Source organism: Pseudomonas sp. FSL W5-0203 (assembly GCF_001896155.1).
Classification (GTDB): Bacteria; Pseudomonadota; Gammaproteobacteria; order Pseudomonadales; family Pseudomonadaceae; genus Aquipseudomonas; species Aquipseudomonas paracarnis.
Map to the genome: position 1 here is coordinate 50,254 of NZ_MPOR01000001.1, position 21,220 is coordinate 71,473.

Sequence of the window (21,220 nt, forward strand, 5' to 3'; positions counted from 1 at the left end):
CATGCCTGTGACTCTTCCAAATACACCGTTGACCCATGTGGGAGCCGGGCTTGCCCGCGATGCAGGCGACTCGGTGCATCAGTTGCACCGCAGCGATGCCATCGCAGGCAAGCCAGCTCCCACACAGAGCAAATTTCACCTGGCCTCTGCGTACTGCGCGCTGGCACTGGCCGTGAGCCTGGCCGGTTGCGCCGGCCTGCCCGACCAACGCCTGGCCAATGAAGCGCTGAAACGCGGCGACACCGTCACCGCCCAGCAGAATTACCAGCAACTGGCGGAACTGGGCTACAGCGAGGCCCAGGTGGGCCTGGCCGATATCCAGGTCGGCACCCGCGACCCAGCGCAAATCAAGCAGGCCGAAGCCACCTACCGTGCGGCGGCAGACACCTCGCCCCGCGCCCAGGCACGCCTGGGTCGCCTGTTGGCGGCCAAGCCGGGCGCCACTGAGGCCGAGCACCATGAAGCCGAAAGCCTGCTGAAAAAAGCCTTTGCCAATGGCGAAGGCAACACCTTGATCCCGCTGGCGATGCTGTACCTGCAATACCCCCACAGCTTCCCCAATGTGAATGCCCAACAGCAGATCAGCCAATGGCAGGCGGCGGGTTACCCGGAGGCCGGCCTGGCCCAGGTGCTGCTGTATCGCACCCAGGGTACCTACGACCAGCATCTGGATGATGTGGAGCGCATCTGCAAAGCCGCGCTGAACACCACCGATATCTGCTACGTCGAACTGGCCACGGTCTATCAGAAAAAACAGCAGCCGGAACAACAGGCCGAATTGCTCAAGCAGATGGAAGCAGGCGTAAGCCGTGGCACCGTGACTGCGCAGCGCGTCGACAGCGTGGCCCGCGTACTCGGCGATGCCACCCTCGGCACCCCGGACGAAAAAACCGCCCAGGCGTTGCTGGAAAAAATCGCCCCTGGCTACCCGGCGTCCTGGGTCAGCCTGGCGCAACTGCTCTACGACTTCCCCGAACTAGGCGATGTCGAGCAGATGATGAAGTACTTGGACAACGGCCGCGCCGCCGACCAGCCACGCGCCGAATTGCTGCTGGGCAAGCTCTACTACGAAGGTAAGTGGGTGCCCGCCGATGCCAAGGCCGCCGAGGCGCATTTCGAAAAAGCCGTGGGCCGTGAAGTGGCCGCAGATTACTACCTCGGCCAGATCTACCGCCGTGGCTACCTGGGCAAGGTATACCCGCAAAAAGCCTTGGACCACCTGCTGACCGCAGCGCGCAACGGCCAGAACAGCGCCGACTTCGCCATTGCCCAACTGTTTTCCCAAGGCAAGGGCACCAAGCCCGACCCATTGAACGCCTATGTCTTCAGCCAGTTGGCCAAGGCCCAGGACACGCCAGAAGCCAATGACCTGGCCACCCAGCTCGAAGCGCCGCTGACGCCTGCGCAACGCGCCGAAGGCCAACGCCTGGTGCAACAGGAACTGGCCGCCCGCGGCACCCTGGCCCAAAGCACGCTGCAACTGCACGCCCTGCAAGAAGAAGACGGCGAGGAATCCCTATGAAGCTCAACCCATTCGTCAAGGCCGGTATCGGCCTGTCCTTCGCCCTGCTGTGGTCGTGCCCGACCCTGGCCGCGCTCACCGAAGCGAAGAACTTCGGCCTGGAAGTCAAAGCCACCGCGCAGTCTGAAGATGACCGCGACCTGGGCACCCAGAAAGGCGGCGACGTCAACGGCATCGGCCTCGACCTGCGCCCCTGGATCTACGGCGAAAGCGGCGCGTGGAGCGCCTACGCCATGGGCCAGGCAGTGGTGTCCAGCGACATCATCGAGACCGACACCCTGCAACAGTCGGCCGATGACACCACCGAGCAGCAGTCGAGCAACGACGACCGCAAGGCCAAGAAAAACTACCTGGCCCTGCGTGAGTTCTGGGTCGGCTACAGCGGCTTCACGCCCTACCCCGGCGAGATCCTCAAGTTCGGCCGCCAGCGCCTGCGCAATGACGACGGCCAGTGGCGCGACACCAACATCGAAGCGTTGAACTGGACCTTCGACACCACCTTGCTCAAGGCCAATGTCGGCGCCGCCGAACGCTTCAGCGAATACCGCACCGACCTTAAGGAATTGTCGCCGGTCGACAAGGACCGCCAGCACTTCTACGCCGACGCCGCCTACCAGTGGACACCGGGCCAGTGGATCGGCCTGCGCGGCCACCACACCCACGACGACGGCAAGCTCGACTACGCCGAACCGGGTGTGGCCAGCGACCCGCTGGACAAGCGCGAAAACGGCGATCTCACCTGGCTGGGCATCGAAGCCAATAGCGACGCCTACAACTGGCGCAACACCAACACCGTCAACTACTGGGCGAGCATCACCGGCATGAAAGGCGACCGCGACAAGGTCAACGCCTTGAACGCCGACGGCAGCCGCCCCACCTCCGCCAAACGCAGCGATGACGTCAGCGGCTGGGCCACCGATATCGGCGTGCGCCTGCGCCTGGATCCGCAGTGGCAAGTGGGTGCCGCGTACTCGCGCGCCAGTGCCGAGTACGAACAGAACGGCCTGCAAAGCAACCGTTCGAATTGGACCGGCACCCAGTCCCGTGTGCATCGCTTTGGTGAAGCGTTTCGCGGCGAAATGAACAACATGCAGTCCATGAGCCTGTTCGGTTCCTGGCAGCTGCGCGAGGACTATGACGCCAGCCTGGTGTACCACAAGTTCTGGCGCGTGGACGGCAACAAGCCGGTGGGCAGCAACGGCATCGACGCGGTGCAGAACAACACCGATGACGTCACCGGCGCGATCCTCTCCAGCACCTCCCTGCCGTTGGAAGACGGCAAGAAAGACCTCGGCCAAGAAATGGACCTGGTGGTCACCAAGTACTTCAAGAAAGGCTTGCTGCCAGCGGCGCTGAGCCAGTCGATCGACGAGCCTTCAGCCCTGGTGCGTTTGCGTGCCGGCGTGTTCAAGCCCGGCGATGCCTATGGCAGCCAGGTCGATTCCTACATGCACCGCGCGTTTGTCGACGTGGTCTGGAAATTCTGATGGGAGCCTGCGCCATGAATGCTCAAAGCCTACTCGTCGCGGCAATGCTGATGGCCAGCGCCACAGCGTTTGCCGATACGGCGGCCAAGGCGCCGATCATCGCCAAGGAACTGCAACAGGCCAAAACTTACACCATCTCCAGCCCGCCCACCGCGCCGCTGGAAATGGCCAAACCGGCGCTGCCCGACCTGTCGGGCTACACCGCGCAGGCGATGGAAAAGAAAATCGTCAAGACCAAGGCGGGCAAAATCAGCATCCACCGCATGATGCAGGAAGACGCGCTCAAGGACTTTATCGGCGGCGATAACAAGATGGCCGAATGGGTGGTGCGCCAGCATGGCATTCCCCAGGCGATCTTCGTCGATGACGGCTACATGAACCTCAAGGACCTGCTGGGCAAAGTGCCCAAGCAGTACTTCAGCGAAACGTCGCCGGGTGTGTTCCTGGCCAAGTTGCCGATCGTGGTGGGCCGTAAAGGCATCCTCGATATCGATAAGAACACCCAGGAACTGCGCCTGTCCCAACAAGCCGGCGCGTTTTTGATCAACGACGGCCAGCTGTTCGTGCGTGACACCAAGGTCACCGGCTGGGATGAAAAAACCAACGGCCCGGCGCTGTTCAAGTCGGCCAAGGAGTTCCGCCCGTTCCTGCTGGCCTGGGGCGGCACCGAGACCTATATCTCCAAGACCAAGATGGCCAGCTTCGGCTACGCCAACAGTAAGTCCTACGGGGTGAGTATTTCCCAGTACACGCCGAACATGGCCAAGGTGCTCAAGCGCCCCGAGCCGACCGGTTGGATCATCGACTCCGAGTTCTCGGACATGTGGTACGGCTTCTACTGCTACGAGACCACGGGCTTTGTGATCAAGGGCAATACCTACAAAGACAACATCGTCTACGGCATTGACCCCCATGACCGTTCTCACGGCCTGATCATCGCGGACAACACCGTGTACGGTACCAAGAAGAAGCACGGCATCATCATTTCCCGGGAAGTGAACGACAGCTTCATCTTCAACAACCGCAGCTATGACAACAAGCTTTCGGGCCTGGTGATCGACCGTAACAGCGTGAACAACCTGATCGCCGACAACGAGATCTACCGCAACCACACCGACGGCATCACCCTCTATGAGAGCGGCGACAACCTGCTGTGGGGCAACAAGGTGATCAGCAACCGTCGCCACGGGATCCGCGTGCGTAACAGCGTGAACATCAAGCTCTACGAAAACACCTCGATGGCCAACGGGCTGACCGGCGTGTACGGCCACATCAAGGACTTGACCGACACCGACCGCGACATCGCCCTCGACCCGTTCGACGCCAAGGTCTCGCTGATCGTGGTCGGCGGTGAACTGGCGGGTAACGGCAGCGGGCCGCTGTCCATCGACTCGCCGTTGAGTATCGAGCTGTATCGCGTGTCGATGCTGGCGCCGACCAAATCCAGCGGCATCAGCTTCTCCGGCATCCTGGGCGACCGCCAGGAAGAAATTCTCGACCTGCTGGTGCGCCAGCAGAAAGCCGTGCTGATCGACCCCGTCGAACGCCAGACCGAATTGCAGGACTGAGGATGACCCTTATGCACCCACACATGATCAAACTGCTGAGCCTCTCGGGTCTGACCCTCGGCCTGCTGGCGGCCAGCCAGGGCGTACGCGCCGATGAAGTCAAAGCTCCTACCTTCACCGCTGAACCCTGCTGCAGCCTGTGCCCGGCCGCCCATGACGCGAAAAACTACACCACGCGCTACCAGCAGAACTTCACCACCCTGGTGCAAGCCCAGGGCGACTGGCTGTTCCGTACCCAGGAAGACCTGCGCACCGAGTTCGACACCACCCCGGCCGGCTACAAGCGCATGCAGCAGTTGCACGATGCGTTCAAGAGCAAGGGCGTGGAACTGGTGGTGGTCTACCAGCCGACCCGTGGCCTGGTGAACCGCAACAAGCTCAACCCGGCGGAGAAAGCCTCGTTCGACTTCGACAAAGCCCTAGGCAACTACAAAACCATGCTCGGCCGCTTCGCCAAGATGGGCTACGTGGTACCAGACCTGTCGCCGCTGACCAACGAACAACTGCCGGATGAATTGCCAGCCCACGATTTCTACTTCCGTGGCGACCAGCATTGGACTCCGTACGGCGCCCAGCGCACCGCGAAAATCGTCGCGGCCAAGGTCAAGCAGATGCCGGAATATGCCGAGATTCCCAAGCGTGAGTTCGAGACCAAGCGCTCGGGCCGCATGGGCAAGACCGGCACCCTGCACAACATGGCCGGGCAACTGTGTGGCACCAGCTATGCGATCCAGTACATGGACCAGTTCACCACCGAGCCCAAGGGCGAAGCCGGTGACGGCGACCTGTTCGGCGATTCGGGCGACCCGCAGATCACGCTGGTGGGCACCAGCCACAGTGGCAAGAACTACAACTTCGCCGGTTTCCTGGAAGAGGAAATCGGGGCCGACATCCTCAACGTCGCCTTCCCCGGCGGTGGCCTGGAAGGCTCGATGCTGCAGTACCTGGGCAGCGATGAATTCCAGAAGAGCCCACCGAAGATCCTGATCTGGGAATTCTCGCCGCTGTACCGTCTCGACCAGGAAACCATCTACCGCCAGATGATGGCGCTGCTGGACAACGGTTGCGAAGGCAAGACCGCGCAGATGTCGGCCAGCACCACGCTCAAACCGGGCAAAAACGAACTGATGGTCAACAGCGCGAACAAAGACCTGCGCAACGCCAACCATCAGGTCGATATCCGCTTCGCCGATCCGTCGGTGAAAACCTTGCAAGCCACCCTCTGGTACATGAACGGGCGCCACGAGGACATCAAGATCGAGAAACCCGAAACATCCGATACAGACGGGCGTTTCGCCTTTGAACTGCGCACCGATGAAGACTGGGCCTCGCAGAACTTGCTGGCCGTGGAAGTGCAGGGCCCCGAAGCGGGCGCTGCGGCGCAGAAGGTTGAAGCGAAAATTTGCACACGCAACGTATTCCCAAGCGGTGGTCAGCAGACCGCCCAACTCGGGAAGTGAGGTTACTTATGCAAAAGTTATTGCTCCCTGGCCTGCTGGGCCTGGCCATGTTCGCAGGTTCCGTCAATGCAGCGGCGCCACTGCGTCCACCCCAGGGCTATTTCGCACCGATCGAAGCGTTCAAGACCGGCGATTTCAAGAATGATTGCGACAGCATGCCAACGCCCTACACCGGGCCGTTGCAGTTTCGCAGCAAGTACGAAGGTTCCGACAAGGCCCGTTCGACCCTGAATGTGCAGTCGGAAAAAGCCTTTCGCGACAGCACCGCCGACATCACCAAGCTGGAAAAAGACACCAGCAAACGGGTGATGCAGTTCATGCGCGACGGCCGTCCACAGCAGCTCGAATGCACCCTGAACTGGCTGGTGTCATGGGCCAAGGCCGATGCGTTGATGTCCAAGGACTTCAATCACACCGGCAAGTCCATGCGCAAATGGGCGCTGGGCAGCATGGCCTCGGCCTATGTGCGCCTGAAGTTCTCCGAGTCGCAGCCACTGGCCAAGCACCCGCAGGAAGCCCAGCAGATCGAAGCCTGGTTCAACAAGCTGGCCGACCAGGTGGTGAGCGACTGGGACAACCTGCCCCTGGAAAAAACTAACAACCACTCGTACTGGGCCGCCTGGTCGGTGATGGCAACGTCCATCGCTACCAACCGCCGCGACCTGTTTGACTGGGCGGTGAAGGAATACAAGGTCGGCGTGAACCAGGTCGATGACCAGGGTTTCCTGCCGAACGAATTGAAGCGCCAGCAACGCGCCCTGTCGTACCACAACTACGCGCTGCCGCCGCTGTCGATGATCGCCAGTTTTGCGCTGGTCAACGGCGTGGACCTGCGCCAGGAAAACAACAGCGCGCTCAAGCGCCTGGGCGACAAGGTGCTGGCCGGGGTGAAAGACCCGGACATCTTCGAGCAGAAGAACGGCAAAGAGCAGGACATGAAGGACCTCAAGGAAGACATGAAATTTGCCTGGCTTGAGCCCTTCTGCACCCTCTACACCTGCGCACCGGATGTGATCGAACGCAAGCATGGCATGCAACCGTTCAAGACCTTCCGCCTGGGCGGTGACCTGACCAAGGTCTACGACCCGGCGCATGAAAAAGGCAACAAAGGCAGCTAGTCGCTGATCGTTCCCACGCTCTGCGTGGGAATGCAGCACGGGACGCTGTGCGTCCCAAAGCGTGGCGCAGAGCGCCACAAGAGGCATTCCCACGCAGAGCGTGGGAACGATCACAACCTCCCCCGACATCGTGGGGGGTTTGGGGGGGCTCTGGCCCTTGACTGTTGGTTAAACATGGAGAGATCGGGATGGTTTTCTCGTCCAATGTGTTCCTGTTTCTGTTCTTGCCGATCTTCCTCGGCTTGTACTATTTGAGCGGGCAACGCTATCGCAATCTGCTGCTGCTGATTGCCAGCTACGTGTTCTACGCCTGGTGGCGAGTGGACTTCCTGGCGCTGTTCGCCGCAGTGACCCTGTGGAATTACTGGATCGGCCTCAAGGTCGGTGCCGCCGGTGTACGCACCAAGCCAGCGCAGCGCTGGCTGTTGCTCGGGGTGGCGGTCGACCTGTGCATCCTCGGCTACTTCAAGTACGCCAACTTCGGCGTCGACAGCATCAATGTAATGATGAAGTCGGCAGGCCTGGAGCCGTTCATCCTCACTCACGTGCTGTTGCCGATCGGGATCTCGTTCTACATCTTCGAGTCCATCAGCTACATCATCGACGTGTACCGTGGCGACACCCCGGCGACCCGCAACCTCATCGACTTTGCGGCGTTCGTGGCGATTTTCCCGCACCTGATCGCCGGTCCCGTGCTGCGCTTTCGCGACCTGGCCGATCAGTTCAACAACCGCACCCACACCCTGGATAAATTCTCCGAGGGCTGCACGCGGTTCATGCAGGGTTTCATCAAGAAGGTCTTTATTGCTGACACCCTGGCGGTGGTGGCCGACCATTGCTTCGCCCTGCAAAACCCCACTACAGGCGATGCCTGGCTCGGCGCGCTGGCCTATACCGCGCAGCTGTACTTCGACTTCTCCGGCTACAGCGACATGGCCATTGGCTTGGGCTTGATGATGGGTTTTCGCTTCATGGAAAACTTCAAGCAGCCCTACATCAGCCAGTCGATCACCGAGTTCTGGCGGCGCTGGCACATCAGCCTGTCCACCTGGCTGCGTGACTACTTGTACATCACCCTGGGCGGCAACCGCAAAGGCACCCTGACCACTTACCGCAACCTGTTCCTGACCATGCTGCTCGGTGGCCTGTGGCACGGCGCGAACATCACCTACATCGTGTGGGGCGCCTGGCACGGCATGTGGCTGGCGATTGAAAAAGCCATCGGGCTGAACACCGCACCGCGCAGTTTCAATGTGCTGCGCTGGGCCTTTACCTTCCTGCTGGTGGTAATGGGCTGGGTGATCTTCCGCGCCGAAAACCTGCACGTTGCCGGGCGTATGTACGGTGCGATGTTCAGCTTTGGCGAGTGGTCACTGTCGGAACTCAACCGCGCCAACCTTACCGGCCTGCAAGTGGCAACCCTGGTGGTGGCCTATGCAACGCTGGCGTTCTTCGGCCTGCGCGACTTCTACACCAACCGCCCTGCCGACAAGGCCAAGCCAGCCGACCCGAGCCTGATCAAGGCCGTACCGGGCGACAACCCTGGCAGCATCCACGAGCCCGGTTTCAGCGTGGGCCGTGACGCTGCCGTGCAACCGGCCTACTGGACCGCTGACTGGCCACGCTACGCCATGCGCGCGGCGGTGCTGCTGCTGTTCGTGGCGTCGATCCTGAAACTGTCGGCGCAGAGTTTCTCGCCGTTCCTTTACTTCCAATTCTGAGGGAGCCGACCATGACCCGTTCATTACGCGTCCTCTACATAAGCCTGTTCCTGGTGCTGTTGCTGGCACTTGGCGCCTGGTCGCTGCGCAGCTTCTTTGGCTTCAGCACCAACGCCGATGCCACCGTGCTCAACGGTCGCTGGACCAAAGCCGTCGAGACCCACTACGACGACGAGTTCCCGATCAAGCGCCTGGGCACCAACCTGTGGGCGGCGCTGGACTACAAGCTGTTCAATGAAGGCCGCCCTGGCGTGGTGCTGGGCCGCGATCACTGGCTGTACAGCGACGAGGAATTCAACCCCGCCGTCAACGAAGACCAGAACCTGCAAGGCAACTACGCGCTGGTCGAAGGCGTGCGCCAGAAGCTCAAGGCTCAGGGTATACAACTGGTGATGGCGATTGTGCCGGCCAAGGTACGCCTGTATCCGGAGCATTTGGGTGAAGTGAAACCGGCCAGCGTGCACGCCAACCTGTACCAGGACTTCCATGCCCGAGTGGCGGCGGACAACATTCCAGCTCCAGATCTGCTCGGCCCGCTGCAACAGGCCAAGCTCGCCGGCAAGCAGGTGTTCCTGCGCACCGATACTCACTGGACACCGGACGGTGCCGAAGTCGCCGCCAAGCAATTGGCCAAGGCGATTGCCGAAAAGACCCCACTGAGCGGCGAGCCGCAGCGTTTTGTCACCGAGGCTGAGAAAACCGAGCCACATAAAGGTGACTTGCGTTTGTTCCTGCCCCTGGACCCGCTGTTCGAAAACCTGATGCCACCTAAAGAGCCGCTGGAAAAACGCGTCACCCACCTGGCCGAAGAGAAAGGTGATGACGCGCTGTTCAGCGACAGCGAAACCCCGGTGGCCCTGGTGGGCACCAGCTACAGCGCCAACCCCAACTGGAACTTCGTGGGTGCGCTCAAACAAGCCTTGCACAGCGACGTGGTCAGCTACGCCGAAGATGGCCACGGCCCGATCCTGCCGATGCTCAGCTACCTCAAAAGTGACGACTTCAAGAACAGCCCGCCTCAGGTGCTGATCTGGGAGTTTCCTGAACGTTATCTGCCTATCAACAACGAAATCGGTGATGCCGACCCAGCCTGGGTTGCGCAGCTTAAACAAGCCGGTTCGCGCCAACAGAACATGGCAATCAACACACCTAAATCCGAGACGCCCGACCGGGCGCAAAACTGAAAGAGAGGTAACTCACATGACTTTCACTACTACTCCTCGTCGTCTCGCTAAAACCCTGGCTATCGCAGCAGGCCTGAGCGTCGTATCCCTGTCGGCCTTCGCTGCCGGTGACGCCGCCCTATACGGCCCGACTGCACCAAAAGGCTCCAGCTTTGTGCGTATCTACAACGCCAGCAACCAGGAAGTCAGCGCCACCGTCGGCAGCACCAACCTCAGCGACGTTGCGCCACTGGCCAGCAGCGACTTCAGCTTCATGCCGGGCGGTGACTACAGCGCCAAGGTCGGCAGCCAGACCCTGCCGGTCAAGCTGGCCGCCGACCACTACTACACCCTGGTCAACAGCGGCAGCGGCCAGCCGCAGTTGATCGAAGAGCCACCGTTCAAGAACAAGCAGAAATCCCTGGTGCGCGTGCAGAACCTCAGCGACAAGGCCCTGACCTTGAAGACCGCCGACGGCAAGACCGATGTGGTCAAGTCGGTGGCTGCCAAGGGCCGTGGCGAGCGTGAGATCAACCCGGTGAAGGTAAGCCTGGCGCTGTATGACGGTGACAAGAAAGTCGGCGATGTGAAGCCGGTTGCGTTGGAACGCGGTGAAGCGGCGGTGTTGTACGTCACCGGTTCAGGTTCGAGCCTGTCGCCAGTGTGGGTGAAACGCCCAGTGTCGACCCGCTGATTATTTCCCTGAGTTGACACGCCCCCTTGTGGGAGCTGGCTTGCCTGCGATGGCGGTCTTGTAGGCGCCATCGCAGGCAAGCCAGCTCCCACACTGACCGGGGCTCAACTCAGGACCGAGACAAAAACAAGAGTGAAACGACAAACCTTCGTAGCTCTGACCCATATCGATTCAAGGAGAAACACCATGATCCCAGTAATCCTTTCCGGTGGTAGCGGCTCACGTCTTTGGCCGCTTTCGCGTAAACAATTCCCCAAGCAGTTCCTGGCACTGACCGGCGAGCACACCTTGTTCCAGCAAACCCTGGAGCGCCTGGTGTTCGAAGGCATGGACGCCCCCATCGTGGTCTGCAACAAAGATCACCGTTTCATCGTCAACGAGCAACTGAGCGCACGCAAGCTCGACTGCCAGCGCATCCTGATGGAACCCTTCGGCCGCAACACTGCGCCGGCCGTGGCCCTGACCGCGATGATGCTGGTCAACGAAGGCCGTGACGATTTGATGCTGGTACTGCCCGCCGACCACGTGATCGACGACCAGAAAGCCCTGCAACGCGCACTGGCCCTGGCCACCGTGGCCGCCGAGCGGGGCGAGATGGTACTGTTCGGCGTGCCGGCCACCCGCCCGGAGACCGGCTACGGCTACATCAAGTCCACCAACGATTCGCTGCTGCCTGAAGGCGTGAGCCGCGTGCAACAGTTCGTGGAAAAACCCGATGAAAAACGTGCGGTCGAGTTCGTCAAAAGCGGTGGCTACTTCTGGAACAGCGGCATGTTCCTGTTCCGTGCCAGCCGCTTCCTCGAAGAGCTGAAAAAGCATGACCCGGACATCTACGACACCTGCGTGCTGACCCTGGAGCGCAGCGAGCAGACCGCCGATACCGTGACCTTCGACGACGCCACCTTCGCCTGCTGCCCGGACAATTCCATCGACTACGCCGTGATGGAAAAAACCCAACGCGCCTGCGTCGTGCCCTTGGCCGCTGGCTGGAGCGATGTGGGTTGCTGGGCCTCGCTGTGGGCGGTCAACGATAAAGACGCCAACGGCAACGTGAGCAAAGGCGACGTGGTGATCCAGGACAGCCGCAACTGCATGGTGCATGGCAACGGCAAACTCGTGTCGGTGATCGGCCTGGACAACATCGTGGTGGTGGAAACCAAAGACGCGATGATGATTGCCCACAAGGACAAGGTCCAGGGCGTCAAGCAGATGGTCAACACCCTCAACGAGCAAGGCCGCAGCGAGACCCAGAACCACTGCGAAGTCTATCGTCCGTGGGGTTCCTACGACTCGGTGGACATGGGCGGGCGTTTCCAGGTCAAGCACATCTCGGTCAAGCCGGGCGCGTGCCTGTCGCTGCAGATGCACCACCACCGCGCCGAACACTGGATCGTGGTCAGCGGCACCGCCGAAGTCACCTGTGACGACAACGTGTTCCTGCTCTGCGAAAACCAGTCCACCTACATCCCGATCGCCTCGGTGCACCGCCTGCGCAACCCGGGCAAGATCCCGTTGGAGATCATCGAAGTGCAATCGGGCAGCTATCTGGGTGAAGACGATATCGAGCGCTTCGAAGATATCTATGGTCGCTCGACACCGGTTGAACGTGGTGTATCGGTGAAAACTATCGCGCAGTAAAACAGTCGTACAAGAAGCCCTCGCCCAGCCCATTGCGTCCCCTATCCGCAGTGGGTTGGGTGGGGGCTTTTTCTTGGGGTTTGTGGTGACTGTACAGGCCTCATCGCAGGCAAGCCAGCTCCCACAGTTGACCGCGCACCCACTTTGGAATGCGGTCGAATGTGGGAGCTGGCTTGCCTGCGATGGCGTCTGCCCGGCCAACACAATGCTCAAGGTAACCAATCCCACCTAAGCTTAAGTTAGGATGCTGGTTCCCTATTCGAGGTGGTCTCCATGTTCTTCGGCGTTCTCCTGATCATCACCTGGCTGATCCTGCTGCTGCGCTACCCGGCCAAGGCGCTGCCGGTATCGTTGGCCGCTGCCGTTGGCTTGGGTTTCGTCGCCGTCTGGGTGGTATGGCTGGACAACCGCGAAGCCGCGCAATTGGCTCGCCTTGAGCTGCGCATTACTTACGCCCCACAGGAATGCCCGGCCGACCGTCCTTTAAAACTGACCCTGAACAACGGCAACGACGTGCCACTGACCGAACTGCGCTGGCGCGTCGCCGCCTATGCACCGGGCGATACGGTCAACCTGGCCGACAATGTCTACGCCGCCCCACGCTATCGCGGCCCCGGCGAGTTGCAGGCGGGCGCCACCTGGGATGACTGCCTGCCCACCCCGCCGCTGCGTCCCGGCTATCGCCCACAAACCCTGGAATTTCGCGCCGAGCACCTGCAAGGCAGTTTCTCGGACTGACAAAGGAATGATGCATGCCCAACGTACTGATCACCGGTTGTTCCAGCGGCATCGGCCGCGCCCTTGCCGAGGCGTTCAAAGCCGCAGGCTTCGAGGTATGGGCCTGCGCCCGCCAACCCGATGATGTCGCCGCGCTTACCGCCGCAGGCTTTAATGCCCTACAACTGGACGTCAACGACAGCGCCGCCCTGCAACGCTTGTCCGAGCAGTGGGGCGAGTTGGATGTGCTGATCAACAACGCTGGCTACGGCGCCATGGGCCCATTGCTCGACGGCGGTACCGAGGCGATGCAACGCCAATTCGAAACCAATGTGTTTTCCATCGTCGGCGTGACCCAGGCGTTGTTTCCCGCCCTGCGCCGCAACAAGGGCCTGGTGGTGAATATCGGCAGCGTTTCCGGCGTATTGGTGACGCCGTTTGCCGGCGCCTACTGCGCGTCCAAAGCCGCTGTGCATGCGTTAAGCGACGCCCTGCGCATGGAGCTGGCACCGTTTGGCGTGCAGGTGATGGAAGTGCAGCCTGGTGCGATCAATACAAGCTTTGCAAAGAATGCCGGCGCCCAAGCCGAATTGCTGATCCACGAACAGTCGCCATGGTGGCCATTGCGCGAGGGCATTCGGGCACGTAGCCAAGCGTCCCAGGACAAGCCAACCCCAGCCAGTGAGTTTGCTGCAAAGGTGCTCAAGGCGGTGCAGCAAGCGCAACCGCCGCGCCTGTTGCGTTCGGGCAACGGCAGCCGCGCGTTGCCGTTGATGGCGGCGCTATTGCCCAAGGGGTTGTTGGAGATGGTGTTGAAGAAGCGCTTTGGTTTGAGTGGCAGCCTCTAGCCCTTCATAAAATCAATAAACGCCCGCACCTTCAGCGGCAGGTGCCGGGTATCCGGGTACATCGCGTAGACCCCTTGGGGGGCGAAGCGATGATCCGCCAGCACACGCACCAGCCGTCCGGCCTCCAAGTCTTCCTGCACCAGCCATTGCGGCAGAATCGCCACACCGTGACCGCGCACAGCAAATGCCTGGAGCACTGCCGCACTATCAGCCACCAACGCAGCAGGCCCGGCACGGTATTGATGTTGAATGCCCGCTGGGTCGGTGACGCTCAGTTCGGTCAAGCGGCCATGGCCCAACCGGGGGATCTGCTCCAGCTCTTCCAGGGTCTGAAGCCCGGCAAACTGCGGTGCCGCAACAGCAAACACATCGAACGTCGACAACTGCACCGCCCGATGATTGGAGTCCAGCAAGCGCCCCAGCCGAATCGCCACATCAAAACGCTCGGAGATCAGATCGGCGTGGGTGGAGGATGTGGATAAGTGGATATTCAGGTCCGGGTGCAGGCGTCGAAAGGCTTCTACCGCCGGAGCAACGACGGCCAGGGCATATTCGACAGTGGTGGTGATGCGCAGCGTGCCCTTGAGCTGAGCATGCTCACTGCGGGCTTCTTCTACCGCCAGGCGGGCCTCTTCGAGCATGCGCGTGCAGCGCAGGTAAAAGCGTTCGCCGGCATCGGTGAGCGCCAGTTGGCGGGTGTTGCGGGTCAGCAGGGTGACGCCGAGTTCCGCCTCCAGGCGCTTGAGGTTGAAGCTGACCACGGCGCGAGTCTGGCCCAGCAGGTCCGCGGCAGCAGTGAGCGAGCCGGCCTCGACCACAGCCTTGAAAGTGTCAAAACGGTCCAGGCTGACCATGATGGACGCCCTCCTTTGTCAAAATATTTTTGACAAACTAGCAGGCAAACCGACGTATCCCAAACCCTGCTTGCAGCCTACCCTGCCGGCTTCACTTGCAGGAACGCGTTCATGACCTACCGCTCGAAAGTCGCCTGGATCTTTTTATTGGGTTTTGCCCTGGACCTGGTGAACATGTTTGTTGCCACCGTCGCCTACCCGGATATCGCCCGCGAGCTGCACGCCTCGGTCACACAGTTGGCGTGGATCAGTAATGCCTACATGCTCGGGCTGACAGTGATCATCCCCTTGAGTGTGTGGTTGGCGGCGCTCATGGGCGAGCGCACCCTGATCGCTTCCAGCCTGCTGCTGTTCGCCGGCGCCTCGGTGATGGTGGGCCAGGCCGGCTCCATTGAGGCGTTGATAGGCTGGCGCGCAGTGCAAGGGCTCGGTGGCGGTTTGCTGATTCCCGTGGGCCAGGCCATGGCTTACCGGCACTTCCCCGCCGCCGAGCGCAGCCAGCTGACGGCGCGGGTGATGTCGGTGGCGTTGCTGGTGCCGGCACTATCGCCAGCATTGGGTGGGGTGATTGTCGACACTGTGGCATGGCGCTGGATCTTCTACGCCAACTTGCCACTGGCCTTGGTGACCCTGCTGCTGGCCTTGTTGTGGATAAAACCCGACGCGCCCACCCGCGTGCGCCCACCTCTGGACCTGAGCAGCATTTTCAAACAGGTTGCCAGTCCGATGCTGCGCGTGGCGATGCTCGTCTACCTGTGCATACCCGGGGTGTTTATCGGCACCAGTCTGATCGCCATCCTTTATGTGCGCAGCTTGGGCTATGACGCCACCCAAACCGGCGCGCTGATGTTGCCCTGGGCGCTGGCCTCGGCAGTGGCAATCTACCTGAGCAAAAAACTCTTCAAACGCTGCGGCCCCAAACCCTTGTTGCTGGCGGGCATGGCGCTGCAATGCGCTGGCATCCTGTTGCTCAACGAGCCCGCGCTGATTATTGCGGCCTACGTCTTGATGGGCCTGGGCGGCAGCCTGTGCAGCAGCACTGCGCAAACTCTGGCCTTTCTGGATATTCCCGCCGAGCGCATGGGCCACGCCAGTGCGTTGTGGAACATGAACCGTCAAGTAAGCTTCTGCGTCGGCGCCGCCGTGCTCAGTGCAATACTGTCGGCCTTGGATTCCTTCGCCATAACCTTCACGATGGCGGCAGCTCTGACCCTGTTGCCGCTTTTCGCAGTGTTGCGCCTGGATGCTTCCAGAGTACGCACGCTGCTTCACCCTTGCAGCGAGCCCAAGCATGATTGACTACAGCGATTTTTTTGAAGAAGTGATCCAGACCCACGTCGAGATCGAGCAATGGTTTGCCGGGGTTGCGCCTCAGGGCACGCTGGAAAATCTGCTCGCGCGCTTCTCACCCGAGTTCAGCATGATCGCGCCCGCCACCGGTACGCGGGTCAACAGGGCCGGGGTCAATGCGTTGTTTACGCGCCTGGGCGGGATGCGTCCGGGGTTGAAAATCACCTTGAGTGAAATGACCGGCATCGACCGCCACTCACGCTGCGCCACGGTCACGTATCGTGAGCATCAGATTGACGACAGCGGCACTCAGACCGACCGCCGCGCTACCGTGGTGTTCGAAAAGCAGGCCAGTGGTGCGTTGTTGTGGCGGCACTTGCACGAGACTTTTGTAGCACCATGAGATAACCGCCCAGCCGCTTCCTACAACAAACAGCGAACGGCCTGACATCATTACAAGGAAGCTATCCCCAGGCTCTTTCACCTCTGCTTAAGCACAGGTGAAAGGATGCCCAGCGATTTCCTGAGAAGCGGTGTGCCGGATGCGCACACCACGACTCGCCAGCGACTGATCAGTCGGCTGGATCTGCCCAAACTCTATCGAACCATCGACGCCGACCCGGCCATCGTCGGAGCCGGCGTAGTGCATATCGGCAGTGATTATCAGGTAACAGTGCTGCGTGAGTTTGTACCGCTGTGCAGTATCAAGCCCAAGCGGGTGATTCTGCGGGAGATAGCGGAGCCAGTGATGACTGCCGACGACTATGCAGAATTGACGGCGAACTCGCCTCGTGAATCTCAGCTATGGCGGGAAGCATCGGGGCTGGCGACTTCCTGCGCAGGGGCAGTGGTTGGCTTCATCATTGCGAAAACGGGAATCGCGGCAGCGCCATTCAGTGGTGGTACCAGTCTAACCGTGACCTACATTGCTTACAGCGCTACGGGTGCCAGCGCCTTGCAGTGTGCAAATAGTTCATGGAGAACCACCAACGAATTAATCAACCCCGCAAAGAATGACTACTACGACAGCCTAAGCTGGTACCAGGCAATGACCGTTGCCTTGGATACAATTTCATTGGTCGGCGCAGGTACAACCACGTTCGCTACAGTCAGAACAGTAATGGCCATCAAACATTCGACCGGGCGTAATTTGACAGACATATTGAGACACATGAGCCGCCAAGAACGTGCAAAGTTAACAGCCGAAGTTCTACGACTGCAAAACCCTCGCCATCCTCGCGAAATAATTCACCTCAAACAACTCTCCGGACAATTACCCAAACGCTACACCAACCCGCAATTGCGTTTGGGCATTCTCACTCAAATAAAAGACCAAGTGGGAGCTACCTTGGCCATTGGCAGCAGCACCTTTTTCGGAAACATAAACCACATAATCATCGCCCTGTATGAAGAACTCTCAGAATATGACTTATAGCGTCGATCCCTTCCGTGAATATCGAATTTGGCGCCGTTACGCCTATCGATTCTTACCGTCATTCGGTAGCGCTCTGCTGCTTGGCCTGAACAATATTGCTATAAACATGGCACTCAGCCTGTCGTACTACGCAAAAGCCAATCATCTACCGACTGAGTTTTCGTTCGGAACCGGTATGGCACTTTGTCTGATTTTTTTCGTAGGCCAGGTGATGTTGTGTGAAGGATTCAGGCATGCGCCTCGAATACTCATACCTATCGCCATCGTGAATATCCTGCTCGCGATAAGCTACCTAGCTAGTCACCCAGCGACACTGCTCAACTTATCCCCTCTGATCACATCCCTGCTCTACATCCTGATCCTAAATTCGAAGAATCATCGCCGATACACCAGCATATTGAGGGTAAAGCGTCGGCGCAAAATCAGGGCAAACGCGCCATTCCCTTAGTCCCACTGTTCAGTTTGGCGCCGAGTTCACAATCACCGTGCAGGTAATCCCTGCCGCCAACAACACGCCTTCCGGCACTTCATCAATGTGAATCCGCACCGGCACGCGCTGAGCCAGGCGCACCCAGTTGAAGGTCGGGTTCACATCGGCGATCAGTTCACGGCTCTCGGGGTTGTCGCGGTCGTAGATGCCACGGGAGATGCTTTCCACATGGCCCTTCAAGGTCTCGCCGCTCATCAGCTGCATATCGGCTTTGTCGCCCACCCTCACGTGGGGCAGTTTGGTTTCTTCGAAGAAGCCATAGACCCAGAACGAGTTCATATCCACCACGGCCATTTTCGCTTCGCCGATACGCGCATAGTCGCCACGGTGCACGTTGAGGTTGGTGACGTAGCCGTCCACCGCCGCCAGCACACGGGTACGTTTCAAGTTGAGTTCAGCGGCCTCCAGTTGCGCCAGGGCGTGCTGATAATCGGCCAGGGCCGAGTCGGCGATGTTGCTGGCGTCGTCGCGGTTTTCCCTGGAGATCACTAGCGCGTCCAGGTCGGCGCGGCGGTGCGCGTTGACCTTGCGCATTTCCCAAGTGGCCTTGCGGGAGGCCACCAGCGATTGCGCTTGCTTGACGGCAATGCGGTAGTGCTCGGGGTCGATCTGCATCAGCAGGTCGCCTTTTTTCACCAACTGGTTATCGCGTACCGGCACGTCCACCACTTCGCCGGTAACGTCAGCCGCCACATTGATAATGTCGGCGCGCACGCGACCATCGCGGGTCCACGGCGTTTGCATGTAGTGCACCCACAACGTGCGGCCAATCCAGATCGCCAACGCCAGCACCAGCAAGGTGGCGAGCAGGCTGAAAAACTTTTTCATCGGGGCATTCTCAACGGTAGACGCTCAGCGCCAGGGCGCCGAACAGGCAAGCGAACAGGCTCAGGCGCAGCAGCGCCGGGTGCCAGAAGAAACGGTACAGGTCGAACCCGGCCAGGAAGCGGTCAACCGCCCAGGCCAGCCCCGCTGCGATCAAGAACATCAGGGTCATGGTCGGCATATAGATGCCGTGGAATGCAATTTCACGAGGCATTCGGGGCTCCTTTGAGGGCGGCCAGAGGCGATTGCGGGTCGAGCAACGAGGTGCGAATAAAGTGCAGGTAGCTCTTCACCCGGCGCAGAGCCGAGGTGTCGAAGTGCGGGGCGAAGGGTTCGTCGGTGGCCTGCACGCGGCTGATCGCATGGTCGACGGCAATCAACCCGCGCTCCAAGTTGCTGGCGCTGGGTTGCAGGAACAGCCGCACCAGCGAGCGCCCCATCACGCGGATCGCCTGGCGCCACGGCTGCGACTCGGCATACGCCGGGTGCACCGGCAAAATCGCCTGCTCCTTGCGCAGTTCGATGATCGCGTGGCCGACCTCCAGCACCACGAACATCCAGCGCAGCAAATCGCGTTGCACCTGCGGCTGGCCGGCCGCGAGGCCATACGCTTGGTGCAGCAGGTCGCGGGTGCGGCTTTCAAAGCTCGACGCCAGGCCCTTGAGCTTGCCGCTGATGGCATACACCACCTGCTCACGCAGGTCTTGCTCCAGGCGGCGCCACAACCAGCGGCTGTTGGGCGGCAAAATGATCGCCCCCGCCGCCGCGCATACCAGCATGCCGATGACCATGGCGATGTAGTCGTTGATAAAGGTGTAGGGGTTATAGACCGTGAGGTTGTCGGGCACCGAGCCGGTGCTGAAGAAGATCAACAGGCCCACACCCACACCGGCGTATTGCGGGCGGGAGGAGAGGAAGGCACCGAAGATTATCACCGGCGCCAGCATCACGCACAGCAGCGGGAAACCGTCGATCCAGGGGAACACGAAGAACATTTCGACAAAGCCGACCAAGGCGCCGATCAAGGTGCCGCAGGCCATCTGGAACGCCATGCGCTTGGGGTTGGGCGTGGCAGCAGACAGGCCCACCGTGGCCGCCGCGATCAGGGTCATGGTGGCGCCGCTGGGCCAGGCCGTGGCCACCCAGTAACTGCCCAGCACAACCAGGATAAACGAGGCGCGCACACCGGCAGCGGCACAGGCCAACCAGTTGGTCTTTGGCGTGTAGGCTTCGTGCCAATCCTCCCGCGCATGGCGATGCTCGGCCAGGGACGCGTGGGTTTGCGCGTAGTTGTGCAGGTCGTCGACGAAGCGGTACAGCAGCTCGTAGGCAGTGTGGAAATCCAACTGCTCGGCGTCCGTCGGGTTGTCTTCCTGGAAGCTCGCCCGCAGGCTACGCACCTTGGCGGGCAGGCCGTCCTTGTAGGCGCTCAGTTGGTTGACCAGGCGCGCGGCATCCAAGCTGGTGAGGGCGCGGCCAGAGAAGCCGTCGAGCACTTCGGCCAGGTCTTGCAGGCCGGGCTTGATCGCTGCCACTACATGGTCGGCCTCATCGGCGCGCAAGCGTTCAAGCAATTGGTGCAAGGCGTTGAAGCGCGTGGTGATGCTCATGAATTCGCTGTTAAGGCGACTGAGCCGCCCGTTACGCCGACGCATGTGCGGGTCTTCGAACACGGTGACGCTGCGCAGGCCTTCCAACCCCACGGCTTCGGCAATAAAGCGCACGTTGCTGGCCTCGAAACCTTCGCGTTGGCTGCGCCCGCGCAGGCCATCGGTCACAAACACCGCGAACACACCGAAGCGCTGGTACAGCGCGTTGCGCATGGCGGCGCTGGAGGTCTGCGGCAGGATGGCGGCGCTGACCAGTGTCGAGCACAGTATCCCCAGGGAGATTTCCAGCACCCGCCACACCGCCGCCATGAAGGCGCCGTCCGGATGGGCCAGGGCCGGCAGGCCGACCATCGCCGCGGTGTAGCCGGCGAGCACGAACCCATAGGCGCGAAAGTTGCGGTTGCGCGTGGCGCCAGCGGTGCAAATGCCCACCCAGATCGCCAGCGCACCCAGGAACAGTTCGGTGTTCTGCGCAAACAAAGCGATCAACAGCACCATCACCGCCGAGCCTGCCAAGGTCCCGAGGAAGCGATAGAAACTCTTGGCGAACACCTGGCCGCTCTGGGGCTGCATCACGATAAATACGGTGATCATCGCCGTGCGCGGTTGCGGCAGTTCCAGGCGCATCGCCAGCCACAGCGTCAGGAACGCAGCGACCAGCACTTTGAAGATATACACCCAGGTCACGCCATCACTGCGTGCCCAGTCGAAAAAACCACGGCGCCACTCAAGGGAGCGCAGCCAGCGCAGCGGTGCAGGCAAGGGAGTCATCAAGGCCTA

18 protein-coding genes are annotated in these 21,220 nt (G+C 60.8%); 14 read left to right on the forward strand and 4 right to left on the reverse strand.

The features are described 5' to 3' along the window. The first annotated feature begins 1 nt into the window (after position 1). From algK to BOP96_RS00305, 11 genes are all read left to right on the forward strand, one after another. The gene (algK, locus tag BOP96_RS00250) at positions 2–1,522 is read left to right on the forward strand and encodes an alginate biosynthesis TPR repeat lipoprotein AlgK (RefSeq protein WP_373420024.1); all 1,521 of its coding nucleotides are present in this window, start codon (positions 2–4) and stop codon (positions 1,520–1,522) included. Then, a complete protein-coding gene (locus BOP96_RS00255) occupies positions 1,519–3,009 on the forward strand; it encodes an alginate export family protein (RefSeq protein WP_014717006.1) in 1,491 nt (496 codons plus the stop codon). Before algK ends, BOP96_RS00255 begins: the two co-directional genes overlap by 4 nt. Continuing rightward, positions 3,009–4,577 carry a mannuronan 5-epimerase AlgG gene (gene algG / locus BOP96_RS00260; RefSeq protein WP_073451588.1) on the forward strand — a complete coding sequence of 523 codons (1,569 nt, stop codon included), beginning with the start codon at positions 3,009–3,011 and terminating at the stop codon, positions 4,575–4,577. The genes BOP96_RS00255 and algG overlap by 1 nt, the downstream gene beginning before the upstream one ends. Positions 4,578–4,588: 11 nt before the next feature. After that, positions 4,589–6,037, forward strand: coding sequence for an alginate O-acetyltransferase (locus tag BOP96_RS00265; RefSeq protein ID WP_073451724.1), 1,449 nt, complete (start codon positions 4,589–4,591; stop codon positions 6,035–6,037). Between the two features lie 8 nt (positions 6,038–6,045). After that, entirely contained in the window at positions 6,046–7,155 is a 1,110-nt protein-coding gene (locus BOP96_RS00270; protein WP_014717003.1) for a mannuronate-specific alginate lyase, read from the forward strand. Between the two features lie 188 nt (positions 7,156–7,343). Continuing rightward, positions 7,344–8,876 carry an MBOAT family O-acyltransferase gene (locus BOP96_RS00280; RefSeq protein WP_014717002.1) on the forward strand — a complete coding sequence of 511 codons (1,533 nt, stop codon included), beginning with the start codon at positions 7,344–7,346 and terminating at the stop codon, positions 8,874–8,876. Positions 8,877–8,887: 11 nt separating this feature from the next. After that, on the forward strand, positions 8,888–10,060 hold the full coding sequence (locus BOP96_RS00285) for an alginate O-acetyltransferase (protein WP_038448978.1): 1,173 nt from the start codon (positions 8,888–8,890) through the stop codon (positions 10,058–10,060). Positions 10,061–10,076: 16 nt separating this feature from the next. Then, on the forward strand, positions 10,077–10,733 hold the full coding sequence (locus BOP96_RS00290; RefSeq protein ID WP_014717000.1) for an alginate O-acetyltransferase AlgF: 657 nt from the start codon (positions 10,077–10,079) through the stop codon (positions 10,731–10,733). Between the two features lie 186 nt (positions 10,734–10,919). Beyond that, positions 10,920–12,371 carry a mannose-1-phosphate guanylyltransferase/mannose-6-phosphate isomerase gene (locus BOP96_RS00295; RefSeq protein WP_032903349.1) on the forward strand — a complete coding sequence of 484 codons (1,452 nt, stop codon included), beginning with the start codon at positions 10,920–10,922 and terminating at the stop codon, positions 12,369–12,371. 273 nt (positions 12,372–12,644) lie between these two features. After that, positions 12,645–13,109 carry a hypothetical protein gene (locus BOP96_RS00300; RefSeq protein WP_014716998.1) on the forward strand — a complete coding sequence of 155 codons (465 nt, stop codon included), beginning with the start codon at positions 12,645–12,647 and terminating at the stop codon, positions 13,107–13,109. Between the two features lie 14 nt (positions 13,110–13,123). Further along, positions 13,124–13,936, forward strand: coding sequence for an SDR family oxidoreductase (locus tag BOP96_RS00305; protein WP_073451592.1), 813 nt, complete (start codon positions 13,124–13,126; stop codon positions 13,934–13,936). Here BOP96_RS00305 and BOP96_RS00310 read toward each other — a convergent pair. Further along, a complete protein-coding gene (locus BOP96_RS00310; protein ID WP_014716996.1) occupies positions 13,933–14,790 on the reverse strand; it encodes a LysR family transcriptional regulator in 858 nt (285 codons plus the stop codon). The two genes, BOP96_RS00305 and BOP96_RS00310, sit on opposite strands and share 4 nt — an antisense overlap. 111 nt (positions 14,791–14,901) lie before the next feature. On the opposite strand from BOP96_RS00310, the gene BOP96_RS00315 reads away from it, so the two are divergent. The 3 genes from BOP96_RS00315 (at position 14,902) to BOP96_RS00325 (ending at position 17,515) form a co-directional block, all read left to right on the forward strand. After that, positions 14,902–16,089 (forward strand): MFS transporter, encoded by a 1,188-nt coding sequence (locus BOP96_RS00315; protein ID WP_073451594.1) that lies wholly within the window; start codon positions 14,902–14,904, stop codon positions 16,087–16,089. Next, entirely contained in the window at positions 16,082–16,483 is a 402-nt protein-coding gene (locus BOP96_RS00320) for a nuclear transport factor 2 family protein (protein WP_060766559.1), read from the forward strand. The genes BOP96_RS00315 and BOP96_RS00320 overlap by 8 nt, the downstream gene beginning before the upstream one ends. A gap of 105 nt (positions 16,484–16,588) precedes the next feature. Beyond that, positions 16,589–17,515, forward strand: coding sequence for a hypothetical protein (locus BOP96_RS00325; RefSeq protein ID WP_060766558.1), 927 nt, complete (start codon positions 16,589–16,591; stop codon positions 17,513–17,515). Positions 17,516–17,972: 457 nt separating this feature from the next. On the opposite strand, the gene BOP96_RS00335 is transcribed toward BOP96_RS00325, so the two are convergent. From BOP96_RS00335 to BOP96_RS00345, 3 genes are read right to left on the reverse strand one after another with little or no spacing between them, the layout of a single operon-like run. After that, positions 17,973–18,833 carry an efflux RND transporter periplasmic adaptor subunit gene (locus BOP96_RS00335; protein ID WP_060766556.1) on the reverse strand — a complete coding sequence of 287 codons (861 nt, stop codon included), beginning with the start codon at positions 18,831–18,833 and terminating at the stop codon, positions 17,973–17,975. Between the two features lie 10 nt (positions 18,834–18,843). Beyond that, complete coding sequence (locus BOP96_RS00340; RefSeq protein ID WP_003188711.1) at positions 18,844–19,044, reverse strand: DUF1656 domain-containing protein; 201 nt, start codon at positions 19,042–19,044, stop codon at positions 18,844–18,846. Beyond that, positions 19,034–21,211, reverse strand: coding sequence for an FUSC family protein (locus tag BOP96_RS00345; RefSeq protein ID WP_073451597.1), 2,178 nt, complete (start codon positions 21,209–21,211; stop codon positions 19,034–19,036). Before BOP96_RS00345 ends, BOP96_RS00340 begins: the two co-directional genes overlap by 11 nt. Between the last annotated feature and the right edge of the window lie 9 nt (positions 21,212–21,220).